The organism is Saccharomonospora marina XMU15 (assembly GCF_000244955.1).
Lineage (GTDB): Bacteria > Actinomycetota > Actinomycetes > Mycobacteriales > Pseudonocardiaceae > Saccharomonospora_A > Saccharomonospora_A marina.
In genome coordinates, this window is the sequence record NZ_CM001439.1 from 832,837 (window position 1) to 856,009 (window position 23,173).

23 protein-coding genes are annotated in these 23,173 nt (G+C 69.2%); 14 read left to right on the forward strand and 9 right to left on the reverse strand.

What is annotated here, in order from left to right:
- Nucleotide 1: 1 nt before the first annotated feature.
- From SACMADRAFT_RS03955 to SACMADRAFT_RS03975, 5 genes are read left to right on the forward strand one after another with little or no spacing between them, the layout of a single operon-like run.
- Entirely contained in the window at nt 2-514 is a 513-nt protein-coding gene (locus SACMADRAFT_RS03955) for a (2Fe-2S)-binding protein (protein WP_009152491.1), read from the forward strand.
- Nucleotides 511-2,889, forward strand: coding sequence for an aerobic carbon-monoxide dehydrogenase large subunit (locus SACMADRAFT_RS03960; RefSeq protein WP_009152492.1), 2,379 nt, complete (start codon nt 511-513; stop codon nt 2,887-2,889). The genes SACMADRAFT_RS03955 and SACMADRAFT_RS03960 overlap by 4 nt, the downstream gene beginning before the upstream one ends.
- Complete coding sequence (locus tag SACMADRAFT_RS03965; RefSeq protein WP_009152493.1) at nt 2,886-3,791, forward strand: XdhC family protein; 906 nt, start codon at nt 2,886-2,888, stop codon at nt 3,789-3,791. The genes SACMADRAFT_RS03960 and SACMADRAFT_RS03965 overlap by 4 nt, the downstream gene beginning before the upstream one ends.
- A 24-nt stretch (nt 3,792-3,815) precedes the next feature.
- Complete coding sequence (locus tag SACMADRAFT_RS03970; RefSeq protein ID WP_009152494.1) at nt 3,816-4,697, forward strand: AAA family ATPase; 882 nt, start codon at nt 3,816-3,818, stop codon at nt 4,695-4,697.
- Nucleotides 4,687-5,841, forward strand: coding sequence for a vWA domain-containing protein (locus SACMADRAFT_RS03975; protein WP_009152495.1), 1,155 nt, complete (start codon nt 4,687-4,689; stop codon nt 5,839-5,841). The genes SACMADRAFT_RS03970 and SACMADRAFT_RS03975 overlap by 11 nt, the downstream gene beginning before the upstream one ends.
- Before the next feature lie 8 nt (nt 5,842-5,849).
- On the opposite strand, the gene SACMADRAFT_RS30255 is transcribed toward SACMADRAFT_RS03975, so the two are convergent.
- On the reverse strand, nt 5,850-6,023 hold the full coding sequence (locus SACMADRAFT_RS30255) for a hypothetical protein (RefSeq protein ID WP_198286091.1): 174 nt from the start codon (nt 6,021-6,023) through the stop codon (nt 5,850-5,852).
- 67 nt (nt 6,024-6,090) lie between these two features.
- Between SACMADRAFT_RS30255 and SACMADRAFT_RS31250 the strand changes: the two genes are divergently transcribed.
- Nucleotides 6,091-6,282: an SH3 domain-containing protein gene (locus SACMADRAFT_RS31250; RefSeq protein WP_332307192.1), complete on the forward strand. Its 192-nt coding sequence runs from the start codon at nt 6,091-6,093 to the stop codon at nt 6,280-6,282.
- A gap of 2 nt (nt 6,283-6,284) precedes the next feature.
- Here the strand turns inward: SACMADRAFT_RS31250 and SACMADRAFT_RS03985 are convergent, their stop codons facing one another.
- Nucleotides 6,285-7,769: a serine hydrolase domain-containing protein gene (locus tag SACMADRAFT_RS03985; RefSeq protein WP_040925530.1), complete on the reverse strand. Its 1,485-nt coding sequence runs from the start codon at nt 7,767-7,769 to the stop codon at nt 6,285-6,287.
- A gap of 78 nt (nt 7,770-7,847) precedes the next feature.
- On the opposite strand from SACMADRAFT_RS03985, the gene SACMADRAFT_RS03990 reads away from it, so the two are divergent.
- On the forward strand, nt 7,848-8,660 hold the full coding sequence (locus tag SACMADRAFT_RS03990; protein ID WP_040925531.1) for an exodeoxyribonuclease III: 813 nt from the start codon (nt 7,848-7,850) through the stop codon (nt 8,658-8,660).
- 39 nt (nt 8,661-8,699) lie between these two features.
- On the opposite strand, the gene SACMADRAFT_RS03995 is transcribed toward SACMADRAFT_RS03990, so the two are convergent.
- Together SACMADRAFT_RS03995 and SACMADRAFT_RS04000 are read right to left on the reverse strand one after the other, a co-directional pair.
- Entirely contained in the window at nt 8,700-9,293 is a 594-nt protein-coding gene (locus SACMADRAFT_RS03995; protein WP_009152499.1) for a maleylpyruvate isomerase mycothiol-dependent enzyme family protein, read from the reverse strand.
- 202 nt (nt 9,294-9,495) lie between these two features.
- Entirely contained in the window at nt 9,496-10,488 is a 993-nt protein-coding gene (locus SACMADRAFT_RS04000) for a purine-nucleoside phosphorylase (RefSeq protein ID WP_009152500.1), read from the reverse strand.
- Between the two features lie 270 nt (nt 10,489-10,758).
- On the opposite strand from SACMADRAFT_RS04000, the gene SACMADRAFT_RS04005 reads away from it, so the two are divergent.
- Genes SACMADRAFT_RS04005 through SACMADRAFT_RS04020 form a run of 4 tightly spaced genes read left to right on the forward strand, consistent with a single transcriptional unit; the run spans nt 10,759 to nt 16,053 of the window.
- Complete coding sequence (locus tag SACMADRAFT_RS04005; protein ID WP_009152501.1) at nt 10,759-11,070, forward strand: hypothetical protein; 312 nt, start codon at nt 10,759-10,761, stop codon at nt 11,068-11,070.
- 55 nt (nt 11,071-11,125) lie between these two features.
- Nucleotides 11,126-13,675 carry a bifunctional FO biosynthesis protein CofGH gene (locus tag SACMADRAFT_RS04010; RefSeq protein ID WP_009152502.1) on the forward strand — a complete coding sequence of 850 codons (2,550 nt, stop codon included), beginning with the start codon at nt 11,126-11,128 and terminating at the stop codon, nt 13,673-13,675.
- Nucleotides 13,676-13,722: 47 nt separating this feature from the next.
- Nucleotides 13,723-14,745: a YhjD/YihY/BrkB family envelope integrity protein gene (locus SACMADRAFT_RS04015; protein WP_009152503.1), complete on the forward strand. Its 1,023-nt coding sequence runs from the start codon at nt 13,723-13,725 to the stop codon at nt 14,743-14,745.
- Nucleotides 14,746-14,784: 39 nt separating this feature from the next.
- Nucleotides 14,785-16,053 (forward strand): MFS transporter, encoded by a 1,269-nt coding sequence (locus SACMADRAFT_RS04020; protein WP_009152504.1) that lies wholly within the window; start codon nt 14,785-14,787, stop codon nt 16,051-16,053.
- 82 nt (nt 16,054-16,135) lie between these two features.
- Here the strand turns inward: SACMADRAFT_RS04020 and SACMADRAFT_RS04025 are convergent, their stop codons facing one another.
- Nucleotides 16,136-17,359, reverse strand: a complete 1,224-nt coding sequence (locus SACMADRAFT_RS04025; RefSeq protein WP_009152505.1) for a D-alanyl-D-alanine carboxypeptidase family protein — start codon at nt 17,357-17,359, stop codon at nt 16,136-16,138.
- Nucleotides 17,360-17,400: 41 nt separating this feature from the next.
- Between SACMADRAFT_RS04025 and SACMADRAFT_RS04030 the strand changes: the two genes are divergently transcribed.
- Both SACMADRAFT_RS04030 and SACMADRAFT_RS04035 read left to right on the forward strand, forming a co-directional pair.
- The gene (locus SACMADRAFT_RS04030; protein ID WP_040926080.1) at nt 17,401-17,661 is read left to right on the forward strand and encodes an SCO4848 family membrane protein; all 261 of its coding nucleotides are present in this window, start codon (nt 17,401-17,403) and stop codon (nt 17,659-17,661) included.
- Nucleotides 17,658-18,083 (forward strand): hypothetical protein, encoded by a 426-nt coding sequence (locus tag SACMADRAFT_RS04035; protein WP_009152507.1) that lies wholly within the window; start codon nt 17,658-17,660, stop codon nt 18,081-18,083. Before SACMADRAFT_RS04030 ends, SACMADRAFT_RS04035 begins: the two co-directional genes overlap by 4 nt.
- Before the next feature lie 81 nt (nt 18,084-18,164).
- On the opposite strand, the gene SACMADRAFT_RS04040 is transcribed toward SACMADRAFT_RS04035, so the two are convergent.
- The 4 genes from SACMADRAFT_RS04040 to sdhC are packed head-to-tail and all read right to left on the reverse strand — an operon-like array spanning nt 18,165 to nt 21,628.
- Nucleotides 18,165-18,944: a succinate dehydrogenase iron-sulfur subunit gene (locus SACMADRAFT_RS04040; RefSeq protein ID WP_009152508.1), complete on the reverse strand. Its 780-nt coding sequence runs from the start codon at nt 18,942-18,944 to the stop codon at nt 18,165-18,167.
- 1 nt (nt 18,945) lies between these two features.
- Entirely contained in the window at nt 18,946-20,742 is a 1,797-nt protein-coding gene (gene sdhA, locus SACMADRAFT_RS04045) for a succinate dehydrogenase flavoprotein subunit (protein ID WP_009152509.1), read from the reverse strand.
- Between the two features lie 26 nt (nt 20,743-20,768).
- Entirely contained in the window at nt 20,769-21,185 is a 417-nt protein-coding gene (locus SACMADRAFT_RS04050) for a succinate dehydrogenase hydrophobic membrane anchor subunit (RefSeq protein WP_009152510.1), read from the reverse strand.
- On the reverse strand, nt 21,185-21,628 hold the full coding sequence (gene sdhC, locus SACMADRAFT_RS04055) for a succinate dehydrogenase, cytochrome b556 subunit (protein ID WP_009152511.1): 444 nt from the start codon (nt 21,626-21,628) through the stop codon (nt 21,185-21,187). The genes SACMADRAFT_RS04050 and sdhC overlap by 1 nt, the downstream gene beginning before the upstream one ends.
- A 405-nt stretch (nt 21,629-22,033) precedes the next feature.
- Between sdhC and SACMADRAFT_RS04060 the strand changes: the two genes are divergently transcribed.
- On the forward strand, nt 22,034-23,158 hold the full coding sequence (locus SACMADRAFT_RS04060) for a BMP family lipoprotein (RefSeq protein WP_198285928.1): 1,125 nt from the start codon (nt 22,034-22,036) through the stop codon (nt 23,156-23,158).
- Nucleotides 23,159-23,173 lie beyond the last annotated feature (15 nt).

The window sequence follows — 23,173 nt, forward strand, 5'->3', positions numbered from 1 at the left end:
CATGGAGATCACGGTCAACGTCAACGGCCAGTCCTACACCCGCGACGTGGAACCGCGCATGCTGCTGGTGCACTTCCTGCGCGACGAACTCGGCCTCACGGGCACGCACTGGGGCTGCGACACGTCCAACTGCGGTGCCTGCGTGGCGTGGCTGGACGACACCCCGGTCAAGTCGTGCACGGTGCTTGCGGTGATGGCGGACGGCCACACGGTGCGGACGGTCGAGGGACTGGAGAGCGCCGATGGGCTCGACCCCGTTCAGCAGGGCTTCATCGAATGCCACGGACTGCAGTGCGGGTTCTGCACCCCAGGGATGATGATGACCTCACGCTGGCTGCTCGACCACAATCCCGACCCGTCCGAAGCGGACATCCGGGAGGCCATTTCCGGGCAGCTGTGCCGCTGCACCGGTTACGAGAACATCGTCCGCTCCGTTCGCTGGGCCGCGGAACACGAGGCTGCTGCCGAGGGCGAGGCGGTCACCGAGGACACGAGCGTGGAGGTGCAGGCATGACCGCCACCGAGGAACGGCCGACCCCGATGGGCTACGGCCCGATGAACCGCAAGGAGGACGCGCGCTTCGTCCGTGGCCACGGCAACTACGTCGACGACATCGTGCTGCCGGGGATGCTGCACGGCGCCGTGCTGCGCAGCCCCTACGCGCACGCGCGCATCCTCTCCGTCGACACCAGCGCAGCGCAGGCACACCCCAAGGTGCGCGCCGTGATCACCGGCGAGACCCTTGCCGGGCTGAACCTGGCCTGGATGCCGACGCTCTCGCACGACGTGCAGGCCGTGCTGGCCACCGACAAGGTGCGCTTCCAGGGCCAGGAGGTCGCCTTCGTGGTCGCCGAGGATCGCTACTCCGCGCGCGACGCACTCGAACTCATCGACGTGGACTACGAGCCGCTTCCCCCGGTGGTGGACGCGCGCAAGGCCCTGGACGCCGACGCGCCGGTGATCCGCGACGACCTGGAGGGCAGGACGGACAACCACATCTTCGACTGGGAGACCGGCGACAAGGCGGCGACCGACGACGTGTTCGACAGGGCGGAGGTCGTCGCCGCGCAGGACATGCTCTACCCGCGCGTGCACCCGGCACCGATGGAGACCTGCGGCGCGGTGGCCGACCTCGACAAGATCACCGGCAAGCTCACGGTGTACACCACGACGCAGGCGCCGCACGCCCACCGCACGGTGTACGCGATGGTCGCGGGGTTGCCGGAGCACAAGATCCGGATCGTCTCGCCCGACATCGGCGGCGGGTTCGGCAACAAGGTAGGCATCTACCCCGGCTACGTGTGCGCCATCGTCGGCTCGATCGTCACCGGCAAGCCGGTGAAGTGGATGGAGGACCGCTCGGAGAACCTGATGAGCACCTCCTTCGCCCGCGACTACCACATGCGTGGCGAGATCGCGGCCACGCGGGACGGCAAGATCCTCGGCCTGCGAGTGAAGGTGATCGCCGACCACGGCGCCTTCAACGGCACCGCGCAGCCGACGAAGTTTCCCGCCGGGTTCTTCGGTGTCTTCACCGGGTCCTACGACCTGCAGGCGGCGCACTGCGAGGTCACCGGCGTCTACACCAACAAGGCTCCTGGCGGGGTGGCCTACGCGTGTTCGTTCCGCATCACCGAGGCCGTCTACCTCGTGGAGCGGCTGGTCGACGTGCTCGCCTACGACCTCGGGGTCGACCCCGCGCAACTGCGGATGCGAAACCTGCTGCGGCCCGAGCAGTTCCCCTACGAGAGCAAGACCGGCTGGGAGTACGACTCCGGTGACTACCCGAAGGCGCTGCGGTTGGCGCTGGAGCAGGTGGGCTACGAGGAGTTGCGCGTCGAGCAGGCCGCCAAGCGCGACCGTGGGGAGTTGATGGGCATCGGTGTCAGCTTCTTCACCGAGGCGGTCGGCGCGGGGCCACGCAAGCACATGGACATCCTCGGTCTCGGGATGGCCGACGGGGCCGAGTTGCGCGTGCACCCCACCGGCAAGGCCGTGCTGCGGCTGTCATGCCAGACGCAGGGGCAGGGTCACGAGACCACGTTCGCGCAGATCGTGGCCGAGGAACTGGGTATCTCCCCCGACGACATCGACGTCGTGCACGGTGACACCGACCAGACCCCGTTCGGGCTGGGCACCTACGGTTCGCGTTCCACCCCGGTCTCCGGCGCCGCGACAGCGGTGGCCGCGCGCAGGGTGCGAGAACGAGCAAAGCTCGTGGCGTCCGCGATGCTCGAGGTCAGCCCGGACGACCTGGAATGGGAGAAGGGGCGTTGGTTCGTCAAGGGCGACCCGGCGGCGAGTAAGACGATCTCCGAGATCGCGCTGGCCGCGCACGCCGACCTGGAACTGCCCGAGGGCGTGGAAGGCCATCTGGATGCGGCGTGCGTGTACAACCCGCCGAACCTCACCTACCCGTTCGGTGCGTACGTGTGCGTGGTGGACGTGGACGCCGAGACCGGTCAGGTGAAGGTACGCAAGTTCGTCGCGGTGGACGACTGCGGGGTGCGGATCAACCCGATCATCGTCGAGGGGCAGGTGCACGGCGGGCTGGCCGACGGCGTCGGCATGGCGCTGATGCAGGTGATGGCCTTCGACGAGGACGGCAACCACCTCGGCGGGTCGTTCATGGACTACCTGCTACCCACCTCCATGGAGTGCCCCTCGTGGGAGCTGGGTGAGACGGTGACTCCCTCCCCGCATCACCCGATCGGCGCGAAGGGCATCGGGGAATCCGCGACGGTGGGTTCGCCCGCGGCCGTGGTGAACGCCGTGGTGGACGCCCTGCGGCCCTACGGCGTCCGGCACGCCGACATGCCGCTGACACCGGCCGCGGTGTGGCGCGCGGCGCAAGGTGACCCGATCAGGACCGACCTGGCGATCACATGAAGGAGGCACCGAGGCTGCTCGCGCACGCGGAGTCGCTACGGGCACAGCGAACCCCGTTCGTGCTGGCTACCGTCGTGCGCGCGCAGCGCCCCACCAGCGCCAGACCCGGCGACCGGGCGCTCGTGCTCGCCGACGGCACTATCGAGGGCTTCGTCGGCGGAACGTGTGCCGAGTCGACCGTCCGGGTGGCCGGCATGCGATCGCTGACCAGCGGCGAGTCCACGTTGCTGCGCATCACCCCGGAAGCCGAGGGCGAGACGGCGGGGGAGGGTGTGCTCACGGTCGGCAACCCCTGCCTTTCCGGCGGATCGCTGGAGATCTTCCTGGAACCGCAGCTGCCTTCGCTGCTGGTGGAGGTGTTCGGCGCCGCGCCCATCGCGCGGGCACTGGAGGAGGTGGGCGCCGCACTCGGCTACGAGGTGCGCCGAAACGACGACAGCGTGCCCGCGCTGCCCGCCGACACCGCGGCGGTGGTGGTGGCCTCACACGGCAGGGGCGAGGACGATGCGCTGCGGGCCGCGTTGCGGGCGGGTGTGGACTACATCGGGTTGATCGCCAGCCCGCGCAGGGGCCGGGCTGTGCTGGCGGCGCTGGACGAGCCCGACGCCGCCCGGGTGCACACGCCCGCAGGGCTGGACATCGGGGCGCGAACACCCGAGGAGATCGCGCTGTCGGTGTACGCGCAGCTGCTCGCCGAGCGCCCCCGCCCCTCGGCGGGCGAACCGGAGGTGAGCGCCGGGGTGGCGGAGGCCACCGACCCGGTGTGCGGGATGAGCGTCGCGATCACCGCGACGACGCCACAGGCCGGGCACGACGGCAGGCGCTACTACTTCTGCGGTCCCGGTTGCGGGCAGGCGTTCGCCGACGATCCCTCCCGTTACCTGCCGACCTCGCCCGGCTAGCTGGACCTGCGAAGGGAGCGGTGAGTGTCGGAGTTCGCTGATGTGGGTTCGCTGGCCGGGGCGCTGCGGGAGGCCGACTACCTCACCGACGACGCGCTGGCCACGGCCCTGTTCCTGGCCGTACGGCTGAGGCAGCCGATCCTGCTCGAGGGCGAGCCCGGGGTCGGCAAGACCGAGGCGGCCAAGGCGTTGGCTCGGGTGCTGGACACCCCGCTGATCCGGTTGCAGTGCTACGAGGGGCTGGCCTCGGCCGACGCGCTGTACGAGTGGAACTACCCGCGCCAACTACTGGCGATCCGGCTCGCCGAGGCCGCTGGCACGCGGGTGGCCGAGGCCGACCTGTTCACCGACGACTACCTGCTCGCCAAGCCACTGCTCGCGGCGATAGACCATCCCGGTCCACGCCCGGCGGTGCTGCTGATCGACGAGGTGGATCGTGCCGACGACGAGTTCGAGGCGTTCCTGCTGGAACTGCTCGCGGAATCGACCGTGACGATCCCGGAGTTGGGGACGCGCAGAGCGGTTGTCCCCCCGATCGCGGTGCTCACGTCCAACCGGACCCGCGAGCTGCACGACGCGCTGAAGCGTCGTTGCCTGTACCACTGGATCGCCCACCCCGACGCCGAGCGGGTTGCCGCGATCATCAGGCTGCGGGTGCCCGAGGCCACCGGCTGGTTGTCCGAGCGGGTCGCCGGTGCGGTCGAGCGCATGCGTGAGTTGCGGCTCTACAAGCCACCCGGTGTCGCGGAGGCCATCAACTGGGCAGCGGCGCTGCACGCACTCGGTATCGAACACGTCGACGAACACTCCATGCGCCACACCCTGGGCGCGGTGCTGAAGTACGAGGAGGATCGCGCCGCCGTTGAGGCGGCCGGTCCGGCACGGATCGCGGGCGATGCTGGCTGAGCTGTCCGCGCGGCTGTGCGCGGCGTTGCGCGCGGAGGGGCTGCCGGTCGGTGCCGACCGTGCGGCCCGGTTCGCCCGCTCGGTCGTGGCAGTGTCGCCCGGGACGGCCGACGAGCTGTACTGGTGTGCCTTGGCCACGTTGACGGCGGACCCTTCCGACGTCGCGGTACTCGGTCGGGTATTCGACAGCGTATTCGGTGAACTCGGCGTCGAACTGCCGTCACGGACGGCGTCGGTGACACCGGCCGGGACCGACACCGCACCCGGCTCCTCCGCGGCCCGGACCGCGCAGCAGGCCTCGCCGCAGGGTGAGCGGGACGGCCACCGCGAGGCCGGCCGAAGCGGCGAAGGTGAGGAGCGCGAGGTGCGCACGCCGACGCTGGGTGTGGCCGTCGAGCGCCTTGCCCGCCGCGACTTCGCCGAATTGGACCCCGACGAGCTGGCTTCGCTGGTCGAGGCGATGCGGCGGTTTCGCATCGCGACGCCGCTGCGGCGCTCCCGCAGGCACCGCGCAGCCGCCGCGGGCCGGCAGTTCGACATGCGCGAGACGTTGCGCAGGGCGCGGCGGACCGGAGCCGAACCGGTGTTGCTGCGCAGGCGGACCCAGCGGCTGAAGCCGCGCAGGCTGGTGGTGCTGTGTGACATCTCGGGCTCGATGCAGGCACACGCTCGGGCCATGCTGCAGTTACTGGTGTCGGCGGCGGGGGGTGCCGAAGCCGAGGTGTTCACCTTCGCCACCCGGCTGACCCGGCTCACCCCCGTGCTGGCCGCCGATCCGGCCACGGCACTGCGGGAGGCAGGGCAGGCCGCGCCCGACTGGTCCGGCGGCACCCGCATCGGGGAGAACCTGCGCGAGTTCATCGAAAGCCACGGCGCCAAAGGCATGGCCAGGTCGGCGGTGGTGGTTGTCATCTCCGACGGGTGGGAAGCGGGCGACCCCGCACTCCTCGGCGAGCAGATGGCGCGACTCGCCCGGCTGGCCTACCGGGTGGTGTGGGTCAACCCACGCACGGCGAAGCCGGGCTACCGGCCGCTCACCGGCGGGATGGCGGCGGCATGGCCGCACTGCGCGGCGGTGGTGAGTGCCCACCGGTTGGACGTCATCGGTGAGCTGGTCGAGGCCATCGCCGCTGACCGAAAGTGATCAGACGGTCACAGTGTTGCCGCGAGCGGGTGGTTGCACCGGTTGGCCCTGTCCCCGTTGCCGGGTTTGCCCCTACGCTGCTCGCAGCGCCTGTCGCAGTACACGAGGAGCACGAACGTGGTGCTGGGAATACCGAAGAAGACGTTGGTCATCTTTGCGGTTCTGATCGGGGTCGTGCTCATCTACGCGATGGGTTCCGACCAGCGCCCTTCCGAGGCCCAGTCGGGATCAGACGGAGAGGACTGCCGCGTGAAGGTCACCGCGGACATCCTCAACGTACGGGCCGGGCCCGGGATGGCTGCCGAGATCGTCGGCAAGTTGAGGCAGGAAGCCGAGACCGAAGCACAACCGGTGGTACGCAACGGGTTTCGCAAGATCGACGACAGCCGTTGGGCAGCCGACGCGTTCCTGGAACCGGTCTCGGGCGCCAGTTGCGGCTGAGGTCAGCTTCGGCTCCCGCGCCGCATACGCAGCAGCACCACCCCGCGGGCAACCAGTAGTGAAACGCCGGTGAGGGCGGCGACCGCGAGCGCAACGAAAACGTCCGGCATCGCCCAGAACAGCTGCCGGTAACCGAACACCCGGTCACTGAACGCGGTGGTCAACCGGGGGAGCGCGGCGAGCACGGCAACCGGCGCCAGCATCCACAGAGTCCATACCGACCACAGCGGCCACCGTGTCCATCGCGGCAGCCGCCGTCGTGAACGCCGGTTTCCTGGTCGCCACCGCCGGATCCGCGCCAGCCGCCAGGATCGCAACCCCGCGGCGAGCACGGTGACGGCCAGCAGCGAGTAGCCGATTACCCGCAGCCCCGGCCCGCCGCCCTGCAGCTGTCCACCTTGGACGGTGGAGGCGATCCGGTGCGCCAGTCCAGCCATGCCGGAAAGCGCGTGGTTGGAATTGGTCAACACGACTACGCCGACGCCCGTTGCAGGTACCAGCACCTGTTCGGCGTAGGCGGTGGTGAGCACGCCGGTGTGTTCCAGCCAGTCCGGTTCGCCTTCGCGTGCCACCCAACCCATCGCGTAGTCGCTGCCGCTCGCCGGGGTGTGCAGCAGTGCAACCGCCTCGGCGCTGAGCAGCCGCCTTCCCTCGAACAACCCTTCGTCCAGTTGCATGCGCAGCAGGTTGGCCATGTCGGAAGCGCTGGTGACGACACCACCGGAGCCTGCGAGGTAACCGGCAGGCTCGTCGTGGCCGAATGCCCGGCCGAAAGCCACCACGTGCCCGCGTGCCCGGTCAGGCGCGCGCTCGTCGAGTTGCCCCGTGGTGACCACGCTCGTCGTGGCGGTCATGCCCAGTGGGTCGAGCACGCGGGTCGAAAGGTACTCGTCGAACGGCCTTCCTGAGACCACCTCGACGATTCGGGCAAGCACAGCGTAGTTGGGGTTGAAGTAGTGGAACTCCTCGCCAGGGTCGCTGACCAGCCTCGCGGCCCGCAGGCTTGCCACCCGTTCGGGTACCGAGTCCGGCTGCGGCAGCGTTCGTTCGGCGAAGCCGGTGTCGGCCATCCCGCTGGTGTGGTTGAGCAGCTGCCGCACCGTGATCCGCCCGGACCGGTCGGCGTCGGCGGTGGTGAAACCCGGCAGGTAGCGCCGCACCGGCGCGTCCAGTTCCACCCTGCCCTCGTCGGCGAGTTGCAGCACCGCGGTCGCGGTGAACGACTTGCTCAGCGAAGCGGCGAGGAACGGCGTGTCCGGGGAGACGCCGCGATCGCCGCCGGCCGTGCCGTAGCCGCGCACATGGAGCACGTCGCTGCCACGAACGACCGCCACCGCGACGCCGGGGACGGCGTTGGCCTCCATGGCAGCCTCCACCAGCGCGTCGACCTCCGCGCGCCAATCCGCAGGCGACGCTGCCGCCGCCCGCGGCGCGGGCACGGCCAGCGCGACGAGTGCGACCAGTAGGAGCACGGTCGCCCTCTTCACAGTGACACCACCGTGAGCCGCGTCATGGGCAGAGTGTGGCAGTCCGAAGCCGCTTGTGGGTCGAGTAGCCTGCCGGGCGTGCTGACCGTCTCCACAGTCAATGTCAACGGCCTGCGGGCCGCGGCGAAGAAGGGGTTCGTCGAGTGGCTTGCCGCCACTCGCGCCGACGTGGTGGCCTGTCAGGAGGTGCGGGCTTCGCCGGACAGCCTGCCGGACCAGCTGGCTGGGCCGCAGGGCTGGTACGCCGCGCACGCGGACTGCTCGGTCAAGGGCCGCAACGGCGTGTCCGTCTACAGCCGGCTCGAGCTCGAGGCGGTGCGAGTCGGATTCGGCGAGCCGGAGTTCGCCGACAGCGGTCGCTACCTCGAGGTGGACCTGCCAGGGCTGGTCGTGGCCAGCCTGTACCTGCCAAGTGGCGATGTCGGCACCGCGAGGCAGGACGAGAAGGAACGGTTCATGAAGGCGTTCCTGCCTTACCTGGCCGAGTTGCGCGGCAAGGCCGAGTCGCAGGGGTGTGAGGTGCTGGTGGTCGGCGACTGGAACATCGCGCACGCCGAGATCGACCTGAAGAACTGGAAGGGCAACAGGAAGAACTCCGGCTTCCTCCCGCACGAGCGCGAGTGGCTGGGGCGGGTGTTCGACGAGGCAGGCTACGTGGACGTGCAGCGCAGGCTCGATCCCGAGGGGCCAGGCCCGTACACGTGGTGGTCGTACCGGGGCAAGGCGTTCGACAACGACTCCGGCTGGCGGATCGATCTGATCTGTGCGACACCGGGTATCGCTGAGAAATGCACGTCGGTGGTGGTGGAGCGGGCCGAGAGCTACGACAAGCGCTGGAGCGACCACGCGCCCGTCACGGCGACCTTCGACTGGTCCGCCGCCTGCGCCTGAATCGGCTCGCGGATCCGGAAGGCATGGGCCGTCTCGTGGTCACGCGTCGAGTGGCGCAGCGCGCCAGCGCCAACCCGATTGCCGTTGGCTGCCCGGGAGGTCGGTTCGATCGGTGGCCCACAGTAAGGCCGTCCACGGATCGATACCGGAGATGTCGGCACTGCTGTGCGGGAACATGCGGGCCAGTACCCGGGCGCACACATCGGGCGGTGGGTCGAGGTGCAAGCCGAGCCCTCGGGCGATGTCCTCGCCGTGCACGAGCACCTCGACACAGCCCATACCGGCGAAACCTTCCGGGTCGCTCATCCCTGTCGGGTGGTAAGCGCGGACATCGGGTGCGGCGGTCCGCACGGTAGCGGCGAGAATCCTTCCGCCCGCGACCGCGAACTCCAGCACCTCGGCCGGGGAAGCGGCCTTGTCCGCGGCGGCTTCGAAACGTACATATCGAGTGGTCGGCTGGGCGACCAGTTGTGCGGCGTAGCAGAGCAGGCAGTCGCCGAGGTGTTCCGACGTGCGCCAACAGTCCGATTCCCCGGTTCCTTTCGGGGTGGTCCAGTCACAATCGGTCGCGGGACGCAGTGTCGTCTCGATGCTGTCCAGCGCCGCGTGAAGGTCGTCAGCGGTGACCGCCATCAGGGCTCCATGCTTCTTTCACGGTTTGTGGTGCGTCATCTTGACACGGATGAGGGGTCGGCGAACCAATTGCCACGTCGCCATCGCGTCACTCGCGCGGACGTGCCGCTCGGCGGTGGTGGAGCGGGCGCAGAGCCAAGACAAGCGCTGCGGTGACCCCCTGCCGGCGCGGCCTCTTCGAGCTGCGACTCGGCCGAGGCCGTCAGTTCCTCGGGGAACGAGCGAGAAGTTCTTCGGCCACGGTCGACGCCGCCAGGTAGGCGTTGTCCACGGCGATCTGGTAGCCGGGAAACTCCGACAGCAGTTGGGTGATGCTCTGTCCCTGATAGGGCTGGTCGAAGTTGCTTGCCGTCCGAAGTGAAAGGTACCGGTCGAGTCGGCCTCGTGCCGACAGCGCGGCGGCGACGGCGGTGTCTTCCATTTGGGAGGTGCAGTAGATGCCTTGCTCCTGTGTCCACAGGTCGGTGATGTACTGGGCCCGTTCGGACAGCTGCGCTCCCGCCCAGTAGTCGTCGCCCGTGACGGTGTCGCAGACGTCGACGTAGGGATCCTGGTTCCGTTGGCCCGGATACCGGCTCCTGTTGCGCTCGGCCTCCGCGCTGTCGGCCAGTTCGAGGTCCTTGGTCAGCTTGTAGGCGAGATCGACGAGTTCGTCGTTGAGCCGGAAGACATTCGTGCCGTCAGCGTCGAAGGGCAGGTAGCCGTGGGAAACCTCGGGGGCCGACTGCGGCAGCAGATGGTGACCGAGGTCCCAGTCCACGACCCAGCGGGCCCATGCCGCGAAACCCAGCGTGCCTTCGTCCGGCGGGGTCCCCGCGATTCCCGCCGTGACGAAGTGCGCGTCGCGCAGATTCAGCTTCGGGCTGTCGAGGATGGCCATCATGCTGACGGCCGCGTGCGACTTGCCGATGCCGATCTTCGCGACGCAGAGTCCTCGCCCATCGCAATGCATCGGGGCGTAGGCACCGGGCACGTCGATCTGGATCGGTAGACGCTCGTTCTCCAGCCAGGGAGCTGTCTCGCCGTCGAACATGGTGATGACCAGGACCGAGACCCGAAATGGCTCGCCGCCCGCCTTCGGCCCTCCGCCCGCGAGCGGGCTGGAGGACGGCGCGGCGAGGGCCGCGAGCACGGCGATCAATCCGACCACGCCCAACCGGCCGGCCCACGAAGTCACGAAGGCGGAACGCGACACAAGGCTCTCCCTACTCAGGCGGCTCGGGGCATGATCGATCAATTCGGCGAGCCGTGCCCGTCCGGTGACTCGAAGGCGTTTCCGCCGTGCGGGTGAAGGCCGGAGTACGGACCCGGGAGTAGCGGGCTTGGACGCGCCCGCTAGTCTCACCCGCGCCCTGACGAAAGTGACCAAACCTTGACACGATCGGTAGCTTTCTCGAGGGCGACACTCACTCGATCGGGTGAAGGTCGGCACGAAACGGCAGACTCACATTCGGGAGGCACTCCGGTGCGCAACCCAGTCAGCGAGCAGTCACGGCCGCTCGCACGCGTGCTCCGTGGTGGCGCGGCCCTGGTCGCCGCGCAGGCGCTGACGGCGTTTCTCCTGGTCCTGGGGGCAGGCACTGCCTCGGCCGCGCAGGCGGAGCCCAACGCGATGACGTTCGGGCTGCTCGGGCCCGTCGGGCTCGTTGCGGTGGCCCTGGGCGTGCTCGGTATGGCCGCGGGTGTGGTACGGCAGCGCAGGAAGGCACGCGCGCAGGTCGTCCCGATGGCGGAGCCCGCCGCCGACGTCCCCGCCTATTCCCATCCCGGCGAGTAATAGGTCACAGGCGCGGCGATGGTCGCGTGCAGCCGTGGGCCCTTAGTCTCTGGGCATGGCTGATCCCGTCTCGATCAACCCGCCAGACCCTAAGCCGTCACCGGCGGCCCTGCGCCGCGCGTTGCGTCGAGCCGAGGACGGGGTCGCGCTGGACGTGACCGAGTCGGCCGTACTGCTGCACGCGCGCGGCGAGGACCTGGACCGGCTGCTCGACGCGGCGGGCCGCGTACGCGACGCCCACCTCGCCGATCAGAGCAGGCCGGGCATCGTCACCTACAGCAGCAGCGTGTTCATCCCGCTGACCAGGCTGTGCCGGGACCGCTGCCACTACTGCACCTTCGCCACGGTGCCCGGCAAGCTCGACTCGCTGTACCTGGAGCGCGAAGAGGTGCTCGACATCGCGCGGGCAGGCGCGGCGGCGGGCTGCAAGGAGGCGCTGTTCACCCTCGGCGACCGGCCCGAGCAGCGCTGGCCGCAGGCGAGGCAATGGCTCGACGAGCGCGGTTACGAGTCCACTCTGGACTACGTGAGGGCGTGCGCCGTCGCGGTGCTTGAGGAGACCGGGCTGCTGCCTCACCTCAACCCGGGTGTGCTGAGCTGGGAGGAGTTGCAACGACTCAAGCCGGTCGCACCGAGCATGGGGATGATGCTGGAGACGACCGCGCAGCGGTTGTGGTCCGAGCCCGGTGGGCCGCACTACGGTAGCCCCGACAAGGAACCCGCGGTGCGGTTGCGGGTGCTCGACGACGCGGGCCGAGTCGGAGTGCCGTTCACCACGGGCATCCTGGTCGGGATCGGCGAGACACTCCACGAGCGCGCCGAGTCGCTGCACGCGATTCGCGCCCGCGCAAGGCAGTACCGCAACATCCAGGAAATCATCGTCCAGAACTTCCGCGCCAAGCCCGACACGGCCATGCGCTCGCACGCGGATGCGGACCTGACCGACCTTGCCGCGACCGTGGCCCTCGCCCGGTTGCTGCTGCCGCCAGGGGTCAGCGTGCAGGCGCCACCCAACCTCGTCGGCGACGAACACGCCTTGCTGCTGCGTGCGGGTATCGACGACTGGGGCGGCGTATCCCCGGTCACGCGCGACCACGTCAACCCGGAGCGCCCGTGGCCTGCCGTCGAGGAGTTGTCGCGGCGCACCGAGCAGGCGGGTTATGCGATGCGCGAACGCCTCGCCGCCTACCCGCGGTTCGTCCTGGACCAGGACAGGTGGCTCGACGCACGCATCCAGCCGCACGTGGCCGCGCTCGCTGACGAGGGTGGCCTCGGGCGCGAGCAGGTGCGACCGAGTGGACTGCCGTGGCAGGAGCCCGACGGCGGCCTTGACACCACGGGACGCGCCGACCTGCACGCCGCGATCGACACCGAGGGCCGAACCGGCGACCGGCGCAGCGACTTCGACAGCGTCTACGGCGACTGGGAGTTGCTGCGCGAGCGGGCGGAGCAGGTGGTGGCGAGGTTCGACACCGACGTGCGCCAGGGGCTGCGGCTGGCCGCCGACGACCCCGCCGCGCTGCTGCGCGAGGAGAACGCGGCCGCCGCGATGGCGCTGCTCACCGCCGACGGTGAGGCGCTGGAGACCATGGCCCGGCTGGCCGACGAACTGCGGGCGAGCGTGGTCGGCGACGACATCACCTACGTGGTGAACCGCAACATCAACTTCTCCAACGTCTGTTATGTCGGTTGCCGGTTCTGCGCGTTCGCGCAGCGCGAGCGCGACGCCGACGCCTACCGGCTGTCCACCGACGAGGTGGCGGCTCGCGCGGTGCAGGCCGCTGAGGCCGGAGCGACCGAGGTCTGCATGCAGGGCGGCATCGACCCGAAGCTGCCGGTGGGCTACTACGCCGACGTGGTGCGCGCGATCAAGAAGGCGGTACCGGACATGCACGTGCACGCCTTCTCTCCGATGGAGATCGTCTCCGCGGCGGCGAAGGCGGGCGTCAGCGTGCGCGAGTGGCTCACCGAACTGCGTGACGCGGGGTTGGGTTCCATTCCTGGCACGGCGGCCGAGATCCTCGACGACGACGTGCGCTGGGTGCTCACCAAGGGCAAGCTGCCCGCGCGGACGTGGATCGACGTGGTCACCACAGCGCACCAACTGGGCATCCCGTCGTCGAGCACGATGATGTACGGCCACGTCGACCACCCGGGGCACTGGTTGGGGCACCTGCGGGTGCTGGCGGCGATCGCCGACGAGACCGGTGGCTTCACCGAGTTCGTCGCGCTGCCGTTCGTGCACCACAACGCCCCCATCTACCTCGCGGGCGTGGCGCGGCCGGGGCCGACCGTTCGCGACAACCGGGCGGTGCACGCGTTCGCGCGGCTGGCGCTGCACGGCCGCATCGACAACGTGCAGTGCTCGTGGGTCAAGCTCGGCGACAAGGGCACGGCCCAGGTGTTGCGCGGCGGGGTCAACGACATCGGCGGCACGCTGATGGAGGAGACCATCTCCCGCATGGCAGGTTCGGAGCACGGTTCGGCCCGCACCGTGACGCAACTGGAGGAGCTGGCGACGCTGGCAGGTCGTTCCAGCGCGCAGCGGACCACCACCTACGGCAGGGTTCAGCCGGGTAGCACCCACCTCGCTCACCGTTCGTAGCCGGTCGCCGTTGCGGGACGACCGGCCCCTGGCTAGCGTCGTCGCGCGTGACGGACCGCGACACGGGCACGGCGAGCCCGCGGAACCCACTGCCACGGTTGCGCCGGAGGTACCCCTGGCTCGATCACGTCTTCGTGGCGGCCACCACCTATGCGAAGCGCTACGGCAACCACTATGCCGCCGCCATCACCTACTTCTCGGTGTTGTCGCTGTTTCCGCTGCTCATGGTGGGTTTCTCCATCGCGGGCTTCGTGCTGGCGGGCAACCAGACCGCGCTGCGGGAACTGCGGGAAGCGATCCTGCGCTCTGCGCCGGAGGGGCTCGGCGACTTCCTCAGCAGCATCGTCGACGCCGCACTGGACTCCAGGGCCGGAGTCGGCATCTTCGGGCTGCTGCTGGCGTTCTACTCCGGCCTCGGCTGGATGACCAACCTTCGTGACGCTTTGACCGCGCAGTGGGGGCAGGGCAAGCGGAGGGTGCCGTTCCTGCGAACAAAACTGCGGGACCTGATCGCACTCGGCGGGCTGGGACTGGCCCTGGCCGTCTCGTTCGGGCTGACGGCCGTCGGCGGCACGGTCGGCAATTATCTGCTCGACCTCACGGGGCTGCAGGACGTCGCCTTCGCGAGGTTCGTGCTGTGGCTGTCCACCATCGCGCTGGCACTGGTCGCCGACGTGCTGGTCTTCCTGTGGGTGCTGTCGCGACTGCCGAGACAGCGGGTCACGGTGCGCAGCGCGCTACGCGGCGCCGTGCTGGCGGCAGCCGGATTCGAACTGCTCAAGCTAGCAGGATCGGTGTATCTCGGCGCGATCTCCGACACCCCCAGCGGCGCGCTGTTCGGCCCCATCATCGGCCTGCTCGTGTTCGCCAATCTCGTCTCGCGGTTCGTGCTCTTCGTCACCGCATGGACGGCGACGGCAGGAGAGAACGTGGTGCGCGAGATCGAGCCCCCACCGCCCGCGGTGATCCGGCCGACGGTGCGCGTGACCAAGGGTGCCGGACCAGGTGCGGTGCTGGCCGCGCTCGGGATCGGCGTGCTGCTGGGCAGGCGCGGGCGCGGGCGCGGCTGACGCGCTCACCTATGCTCACCTGTGACGACAGGGGTGAGGGTGAGCGAGACGGTAACGACATCGGAGACGACCAAGCTGCCGCGCGAAATCTGGATTCTGGTCGGGGCGAGCTTTCTCATCGCCATCGGTTACGGGCTGATCGGGCCCGCGCTACCCAACTACGCGACAAGCTTCGACGTCGGCGTCACCGCGGCGTCGGTGGTGGTGAGCGCGTTCGCGTTCGTGCGACTGGCGTTCGCCCCGGCAAGCGGCAGGCTGGTGACCAAGTTCGGGGAACGTCCCATCTACCTGTGGGGGGTTTCGATCGTCGCGGTCGGCACGCTGGCGTGCGCGCTGGCTGCCGACTACTGGCAGTTGCTGCTGTTTCGCTCGGCCAGCGGGATCGGCTCCACGATGTTCACCGTCTCCGCCATCGGGCTGCTGATCCGTATCTCACCCACCCACCTGCGAGGCAGGGCCTCCGGCCTGTGGGGCACCAGTTTCCTGCTCGGTGGAATCGCGGGCCCCGTCCTCGGTAGTGCCCTGGTCACTGTCTCGCTGCGGGCGCCGTTCGTCGCCTACGGCAGCGCGCTGGTGGTCACGACGGTGTTCGTGTGGTGGAAACTGCGCGGCTCCGAACTCGCCTCCCGCCCTGCCGACGACACCACACCCACCATGACCTTCCCGCAGGCGCTGCGGCACCCCACCTACCGGGCCGCGCTGGCGTCGAACCTCGCCAACGGCTGGGCGGTGTTCGGCGTTCGCATGTCACTGATGCCGCTGTTCGTGACGGCGGTGCTGGCCAAGGACGAGTCGTTCACCGGCATCGCGCTCGCGGTGTTCGCCGCCGCCAACGCCGCCGTGCTGCTGCTCGCCGGGCGCTTCGCCGACCGGCGTGGGCGCAAGCTGCCCGCGCTGTTCGGGCTCGCGCTGCTGGGTGTGGGAACAGCGGGGCTCGGCCTTACCGCCGACCCGTGGCTGTTCCTTGCGGCCTCGTTCGTCGCGGGCGTCGGCTCCGGGGCGCTGAACCCCTCGCAGAGCGCCGCGGTCGCCGACGTGCTGGGGGCCAAGGCACGCGGCGGCTCCGTGCTCGCCGGGTTCCAGATGGCCGCCGACGTCGGCGCCGTGGTGGGCCCGCTTGCGGCGGGCGCGATCGCGGAGCAGTGGTCCTACGGCGCGGCGTTCGGCCTGACCGGCGGTGTCGCGGCGGTGGCCCTGCTGCTGTGGCTCATGGCGAGGGAGACCCTGCCACCGCGCGACGGTGGCGAGCACACCGCGCAGGACGTCGCCACGGACAACTGCTGCCCGGAGTCCACGCAGCAGCGTTGACGGTGACCGGGCCGCGAGTGGGTCCGCGCCGCTAGTTGTACCTGGCCATGAGGTCGGTGGCAGGCGTGCCTGCCGGGTGCAGCTAGTCCGGGCGGTGCAGCACCCCGCGCCGGTGTGCCACGATCATGCCCACGATCACCAGCACGGTGACCAGCAGCGTGACGATCCACCCGGTGGTGCCGAACGGGTCATGGGCGCTGGTGGCGGCGACGGACACCTCAGGCTGCTCCGCCGAGTTCGCTGCCTCGGCCGGAGCGTCCTGCCCGAGCGTGCCCACGGGGCGGCTGCCCGCCGCGGCGAGGGCGAAGCCGTAGTCGAGCAACCGCGCGGCCTGCTCCGACACCCTGATCGGCCGTTGCTCCGCCCTGAGCAGGACGACGGCGAGCCTTCTGCCCTCCCTGCTCGCGGCGCCCGCGTAGGTGTGGCGCGCGTCGTCGGTGAAGCCGGTCTTGCCGCCGAGGAAGCCGGGGTAGGACTGCCACAACTTGTTGTCGTTGTACACCGGGTAGGCAGGCTTACCCGGCCCGCCGGGAAACATCAGTTGCCTTGTGGCCACGGCCTTGGCGTAACGCGGTTGCCGCATGGCGTGGCGGAAGACGAGGCTCATGTCGTAGGCCGAGGTGACCATGCCGGGGCCGTCGAGTCCGGACGGTGTCGCCGCGCGGGTGTCCCTCGCGCCGAGTCGTTCGGCGAGCGCGTTCATCTTGCTCACCGCGACATCCACACCGCCCACGGCGTTGGCGAGTGTGTGCGCCACGTCGTTTCCCGAACGCATCAGCAGCGCCCGCAACAGCACCTCGACCTCGTAGCGCCCGCCCGCGACGACGCCGACGCAGGTGCACTCCTGTTCGGCGTCCTCCCGACTTGCCACCACGACCTCGCCGGGCGGCAGTTCGTCGAGCACAACGAGCGCCAGCAGCGTCTTGATCAGCGAGGCAGGCCGGTGCCTGCCGTGCGGATCCTTCGCCGCCAGCACCTCACCGGTCTCCATGTCCTGTACCAGCCAGGCCGCGGCCGTGAGCTGCCTCGGCGACGACGGCGTCGGGCCGGGCAGAACCAGCCCGCATTCGGCCATCCGCTCGCCGCCCGCCGGGGTCGCGGGCACCGGCAGCGGCGACGGCGACGGCTCACCGGGAGGTGGCTGCTCCGAGGTGTCGACCGGAGGTGGCGGCAGCTGCCGGTTCGCGCACTCCTGCGCAACCGGCCGCACCGGTTGTGCCAGTGCGGGCACGGGCACCGCCACGATCGCGAGCAGAGCGGACAGCCAAGCGAGGACGAGGAGTCTGGTGGTGGAAGCGCTGCGCACCCGTGCAGGCTATCGACAGCAGGGCGAGGATACTGCCAGGCATGCGAATGTCTCGCGGCACTTCATTCTTCCTGCTGGCGTTCGGGGTGTGGTCCTGGCTCATCTGGATCACCTTCGCCCGCAACCTGTGGGCCAGTGACAACGCCTGGAACCCCGACGGCTCGCCGACCTCGTTCTTCGTCGTGCACGCCGCGCTGGCGGTGGTTTCCTTCGTGCTCGGCACCGCCATCGGGATCATCGGTTGGCGCGGCTGGCGAGCCACGCGAAACCACGGCTCGTCGAAGGGAGTCCAATCGTCGTGAACACACCACAATCGCAGCTTGGCTCGCCCACCGAATCCTCCCGGCCCCGCGGAAACCGGCCGCGTCGCTGGGTGCTCCCGACGGCCGTCGCGCTCGGCCTGCTGGTCGGCGGCGGCGCCGTCGGGCTGGCATGGTCGGTGACCGGCGGGTCGGGGGAAGGGCCTGCCGCGGACGTCAGCGCCGCGTGCGCTGCGATCGAGCGCACCCCGGCGTTGCTGCCCGAGGGCGACTTCGCGAGCCTTCGACGGTGGGGCGCGGCGGCCGAACTCGCCGCAGCCGCCGCGGAGGTCGACAAGTCCTACCAGCCGCTCGCGGACGCCATCAGCAAGCCCGTGCACATCTACCGGAGCACGTTCGAGGCGCGGGGCCCGCAGTTCGAGCAGGCGGTTTCCGCAGCCCGGGATGCCTGCGCCAACGCCTGACCGTACCGAACAGGCCGCAGGGCACGTCCGCGTCGGCGAACGTGCCCTGCGGCCTGTTGTGCTCGTGCTCTGCCGAGCGGCTCAGACCCGCTTGAACAGCAGGGCCCGCTTGACCTCCTGGATGGCCTTGGTGACCTGGATGCCACGCGGGCAGGCGTCGGTGCAGTTGAAGGTGGTGCGGCAGCGCCACACCCCCTCGGAGTCGTTGAGGATGTCGAGCCGTTCCTCGGACCCCTCGTCGCGGGAGTCGAAGATGAACCGGTGTGCGTTGACGATCGCCGCGGGACCGAAGTAGGACCCGTCCGACCAGTACACCGGACACGACGACGTGCAGGCCGCGCACAGGATGCACTTCGTGGTGTCGTCGAACCGTTCCCGGTCGGCCTGCGACTGGATCCGCTCGCGCGTGGGCTCGTTGCCGTAGGCGATGAGGTAGGGCTTCACCGCGCGGTAGGCCTCGAAGAACGGCTCCATGTCCACATAGAGGTCCTTCATGGTCGGCAGGCCCTTGATCGGTGCCACCGTGACGGTGGTGCGCTTGCCCTTCTTCTCCAGCAGGTCCTTCACCAGCACCTTGCAGGCGAGCCGGTTGATGCCGTTGATCTGCATCGCGTCCGACCCGCAGATGCCGTGCGCACACGAGCGCCGGAACGCCAGCGTGCCGTCCACATAGTTCTTGATGTTGAACAGCAGGTTCAGCACGCGGTCGGTGGGCAGCGCGGGGACGTCGTAGGACTCCCAGTGCGGCTCGGTGTCCTGCTCGGGGTTGAACCGCAGGATCTTCACCGTGATGGTGATCGAGCCCTCGGGCGCGGGAATCTGCGAGGTGTCGTGCGTGCCCTCGGAAACCGTGGCAGTCATATCAGTACTTCCGCTCCATCGGCTCGTACCGGGTGAAGGTCACCGGCTTGTAATCCAGCCGGATGTCGGCCATGAACCCGGCGAGTCCGAGCGGGGCGTCCGGGTCCACGCCCTTGCCGTTGTCCGGCAGGATCTTGTACGACATCGAGTGCCGCATGAAGTTGACGTCGTCCCGGTTCGGGTAGTCCTCGCGGGCGTGCGCGCCCCGCGACTCCTTGCGGGCCAGCGCCGCGTTCACCAGTATCTCGGCCAGATCGAGCAGGAAGCCCAGCTCGATCGCCTCGAGCAGGTCGGTGTTGTACCGCTTGCCCTTGTCCATCACCGCGACCCGGCCGTAGCGCTCCTTGAGCGCGTGCACGTCGTGCAGCGCCTGCTTGAGGGTGTCCTCGGTGCGGTAGACGGCGGCGTTGGCGTCCATGGTCCGCTGCAACTCGGTGCGGATGTCGGCCACCCGCTCCCCGCCCGTGGCGGTGCGCAGGTGGTTCACCATGCCCTCGACCATCGCCGCGGGGTTGTCCGGCAGTTCGACGAACTCACGACTCTGGGCGTACTCGGCCGCGGCGATGCCGGCCCTTCGCCCGAACACGTTGATGTCCAGCAGCGAGTTGGTGCCGAGCCGGTTCGCGCCGTGCACCGAAACGCAGGCGACCTCACCGGCCGCGTACAGGCCCGGGATGACGTCGTCGTTGTCGCGCAGCGCCTCCCCGTGCACGTTGGTCGGGATCCCGCCCATCGCGTAGTGCGCGGTCGGGTACACCGGCACCGGTTCGTGCACCGGGTCCACGCCGAGGTAGGTGCGCGCGAACTCGGTGATGTCGGGCAGTTTCGTCTCCAGCACCTCGGCGCCGAGGTGGGTGCAGTCGAGGTAGACGTAGTCCTTGTTCGGGCCGGCGCCCCTGCCCTCGAGCACCTCCAGCACCATGGAGCGGGCCACGATGTCGCGTGGCGCGAGGTCCTTGATCGTCGGCGCGTAGCGCTCCATGAAGCGCTCGCCGGAGGCGTTGCGCAGGATCGCGCCCTCACCTCGCGCGCCTTCGGTGAGCAGGATGCCGAGCCCGGCCAGCCCCGTCGGGTGGAACTGGTAGAACTCCATGTCCTCAAGCGGTAGTCCCTTGCGCGCGTAGATGCCCATGCCGTCGCCGGTGAGGGTGTGCGCGTTGGATGTGGTCTTGAAGACCTTGCCGAAACCGCCGGTGGCGAACACGATCGACTTGGCCTGGAACACGTGGATCTCACCGGTGGCGAGTTCGTAGGCGATCGCGCCGGAGGCCACCTGCCCGTCGGGGGTGTCGGTGAGCACGACGTCGAGCACGTAGAACTCGTTGAAGAACTCGATGCCGTGCTTGACGCAGTTCTGGTACAGCGTCTGCAGGATCATGTGACCGGTGCGGTCGGCCGCGTAACAGGACCTGCGCACCGCGGCCTTGCCGTGGTCGCGGGTGTGACCGCCGAACCGCCGCTGGTCGATCTTGCCCTCGGGGGTGCGGTTGAACGGCAGCCCCATCTTCTCCAGATCCAGCACCGCGTCGATGGCTTCCTTGGCCATGATCTCGGCGGCGTCCTGGTCGGTGAGGTAGTCACCGCCCTTGACCGTGTCGAAGGTGTGCCACTCCCAGTTGTCCTCTTCGACGTTGGCGAGCGCGGCGCACATGCCGCCCTGCGCGGCGCCGGTGTGTGAACGCGTCGGGTAGAGCTTCGTCAGCACGGCCGTGCGTGCGCGCTGCCCCGCCTCGATCGCGGCACGCATTCCCGCGCCGCCCGCTCCGACGATCACCACGTCGTACTTGTGAAACCGCATGTCGCAAACTCCGGGTGGTGGTGGGTTCAGTCGGTCGGGATGTCGGGGTCGAACGTGAAGATCACCAGCGTGCCGAGCACGAGGATCAGCACCGTCGCCGTGTAGAGCACCATCTTCAGCCAGAACCGGGTGGAGTCCCTACGCGCGTAGTCGTCGATGATCGTGCGAAGCCCGTTGCCGCCGTGCAGCTGCGCCAGCCACAACATCATCAGGTCCCAGAACTGCCAAAACGGTGACGACCAGCGGCCCGCGACGAACGCGAAGTTGATCCGGTGCACGCCGCCGTCGAGGATGTTCATGATGAACAGGTGCCCGAGCACCAACACGATCAGCAGCAGGCCGGACACGCGCATGAACACCCAGCTGTACAGCTCGAAGTTGCTGCGACGGGCCGCGGGCCTGCGCGGCGAGCGCGGCTTGTCGAGGGTGAGTGACTCGGCCATCAGTTGCCGCCTCCGAACAGCTCGGTCACGGTGCGCTCGAGCATGAAGTAGGTGCCGGGGATCATGACGAGTACCCAGACGGCGAGGATCGACCACAGCATCACTCGCTGGTACTTCGGCCCCTTCGACCAGAAGTCGACCAGGATGACCCTGATGCCGTTGAGGGCGTGGAAAAGCACCGCGCCGACCAGCCCGACCTCGAGCAGGTTGATGAGAGGGCTCTTGTAGGTCTCGATGACCTCGTCGTAGGCGTTAGGGGAAACCCTGACGAGTGCGGTGTCGAGAACGTGCACGAACAGGAAGAAGAACGTGAGCACGCCGGTGATGCGGTGCAACACCCAGGACCACATGCCAGGATCGCCGCGGTAGAACGTTCCGCTCCGGCGTGAGGCGCCCGCCCGATCACTCGCCGCCTCGACGGCGGTGCTCGCGGTGGTGGACATCGGTGTACGGCCTCCAACGTCACTGATGGACTGAGCCCGGCGGACCAGCGGCTTCGCCGAGGTCGGAGTCGTCGAGCGTGGATACGGATGGATGCTAGACCCGCACTGTCCTGCGGGCTCAAGCTCGGGTTGTTGTCTGTGATGGACCAGACATCGATCACCGGAAACGGCGTGGCGTAGGTCTCGTCGATCGGTATTGCGCGCCCGCTCGATCACTGTTCGGGCACTGTTCGGCCGCTGTGACACCCACGTTCGTCGGCGAACATTTGGGTTACACGAGTTGCCATTTGTGTGTCCGCTGCCACATGACGGCGTACGGTTCTGCGACCCGCCCGGCTACCGGCACGGGCGGGCTGTTGGGGTTCGTCCGCTTGCACGGCGGGAGGGAGAGACACTGTGCGTCGAATGCGTGGGGCAGCGCTGGTGGCGGTGGCGATGACCGGAGTGCTGACCCTGGCCAGTTGCGCCAAGGATTCCGGAGGGGACACCTCGACGGGAGGAGGCGACGGCCCCTGCGTCACCGCGGCCGATCCGCCGAAGGTGTCGTCGAGCCAGTCCCGCAGTCGCGAGCAGGAGGATGTCGACGCCAGTGACCTGCGCGTCGGGCTCGCCTACGACGTGGGAGGCAGGGGTGACGCCTCCTACAACGATGCGGCGGCCGCCGGTGTCGACAGGGCCAAGGCGCAGCTCGGGGTCAAGGACACCACGGAGAGCACGGCCGCGGGAAAGGAGTCGGAGGACGCCAAGCGGCAGCGACTCAACCAGATGGCCCAGCAGGGATACGACCCGATCATCGCCGTCGGGTTCGCCTACGCCGACGCGGTCAAGGCGATCGCCCCCAAGTACCCGCGAACGCGGTTCGCCATCGTCGACGACGACTCCGTCGACGCGCCGAACGTCACCGCGCTGGTCTTCGCCGAGGAGCAGGGCTCGTTCCTCGCCGGTGTGGCCGCGGTGTACAAGAGCCAGAACTGCCACATCGGTTTCGTCGGCGGCGTGGACACCCCGCTGATCGCGAAGTTCGAGGCCGGCTACGTCCAGGGTGCGCGGGCGGTGTCCGACAAGGTCACCATCGAGCGCGACTACCTGACTCCCGCCGGAGACATCAGCGGGTTCAACGACCCGGGTAAGGGCAACGTCGTCGCCAAGTCCCAGATCGACAGGGGCGCCGACGTGCTCTACCACGCCGCGGGCGCGTCGGGACGTGGCGTGTTCGAGGCGGCGAAGGCCGAGGGAGTGCTGGCCATCGGCGTCGACTCCGACCAGTACCGGCAAAAGACCGTGGCCCACGTCAAGGACGTGATCATGACGTCGATGCTCAAGCGCGTCGATGTCGCGGTGTACGACTACATCAAGGCCGTGGCCCGCGACGACCTGTCCTCGCTGCCCGAACGCTTCGACCTTGCCGTGGAAGGGGTCGGCTACGCCACCTCGGGCGGGAAGATCGACGACATCGAGCCGATCCTGCGGGCCTACAAGAAGCAGATCGTCGACGGCGACATCGAGGTCGCCACCACGGTGGCCAATTAGCGGGCGCTACCTACC

Coding starts and splice junctions, on each gene's coding strand:
- SACMADRAFT_RS03955 (WP_009152491.1), top strand. CDS start 2: ATGGAGATCACGGTCAACGTCAACGGCCAGTCCTACACCCGCGACGTG.
- SACMADRAFT_RS03960 (WP_009152492.1), top strand. CDS start 511: ATGACCGCCACCGAGGAACGGCCGACCCCGATGGGCTACGGCCCGATG.
- SACMADRAFT_RS03965 (WP_009152493.1), top strand. CDS start 2,886: ATGAAGGAGGCACCGAGGCTGCTCGCGCACGCGGAGTCGCTACGGGCA.
- SACMADRAFT_RS03975 (WP_009152495.1), top strand. CDS start 4,687: ATGCTGGCTGAGCTGTCCGCGCGGCTGTGCGCGGCGTTGCGCGCGGAG.
- SACMADRAFT_RS30255 (WP_198286091.1), bottom strand. CDS start 6,023: ATGAGCACGACCCCGATCAGAACCGCAAAGATGACCAACGTCTTCTTC.
- SACMADRAFT_RS03995 (WP_009152499.1), bottom strand. CDS start 9,293: ATGGCGGTCACCGCTGACGACCTTCACGCGGCGCTGGACAGCATCGAG.
- SACMADRAFT_RS04010 (WP_009152502.1), top strand. CDS start 11,126: ATGGCTGATCCCGTCTCGATCAACCCGCCAGACCCTAAGCCGTCACCG.
- SACMADRAFT_RS04030 (WP_040926080.1), top strand. CDS start 17,401: ATGCGAATGTCTCGCGGCACTTCATTCTTCCTGCTGGCGTTCGGGGTG.
- SACMADRAFT_RS04040 (WP_009152508.1), bottom strand. CDS start 18,944: ATGACTGCCACGGTTTCCGAGGGCACGCACGACACCTCGCAGATTCCC.
- sdhA (WP_009152509.1), bottom strand. CDS start 20,742: ATGCGGTTTCACAAGTACGACGTGGTGATCGTCGGAGCGGGCGGCGCG.
- SACMADRAFT_RS04050 (WP_009152510.1), bottom strand. CDS start 21,185: ATGGCCGAGTCACTCACCCTCGACAAGCCGCGCTCGCCGCGCAGGCCC.
- sdhC (WP_009152511.1), bottom strand. CDS start 21,628: ATGTCCACCACCGCGAGCACCGCCGTCGAGGCGGCGAGTGATCGGGCG.
- SACMADRAFT_RS04060 (WP_198285928.1), top strand. CDS start 22,034: ATGCGTGGGGCAGCGCTGGTGGCGGTGGCGATGACCGGAGTGCTGACC.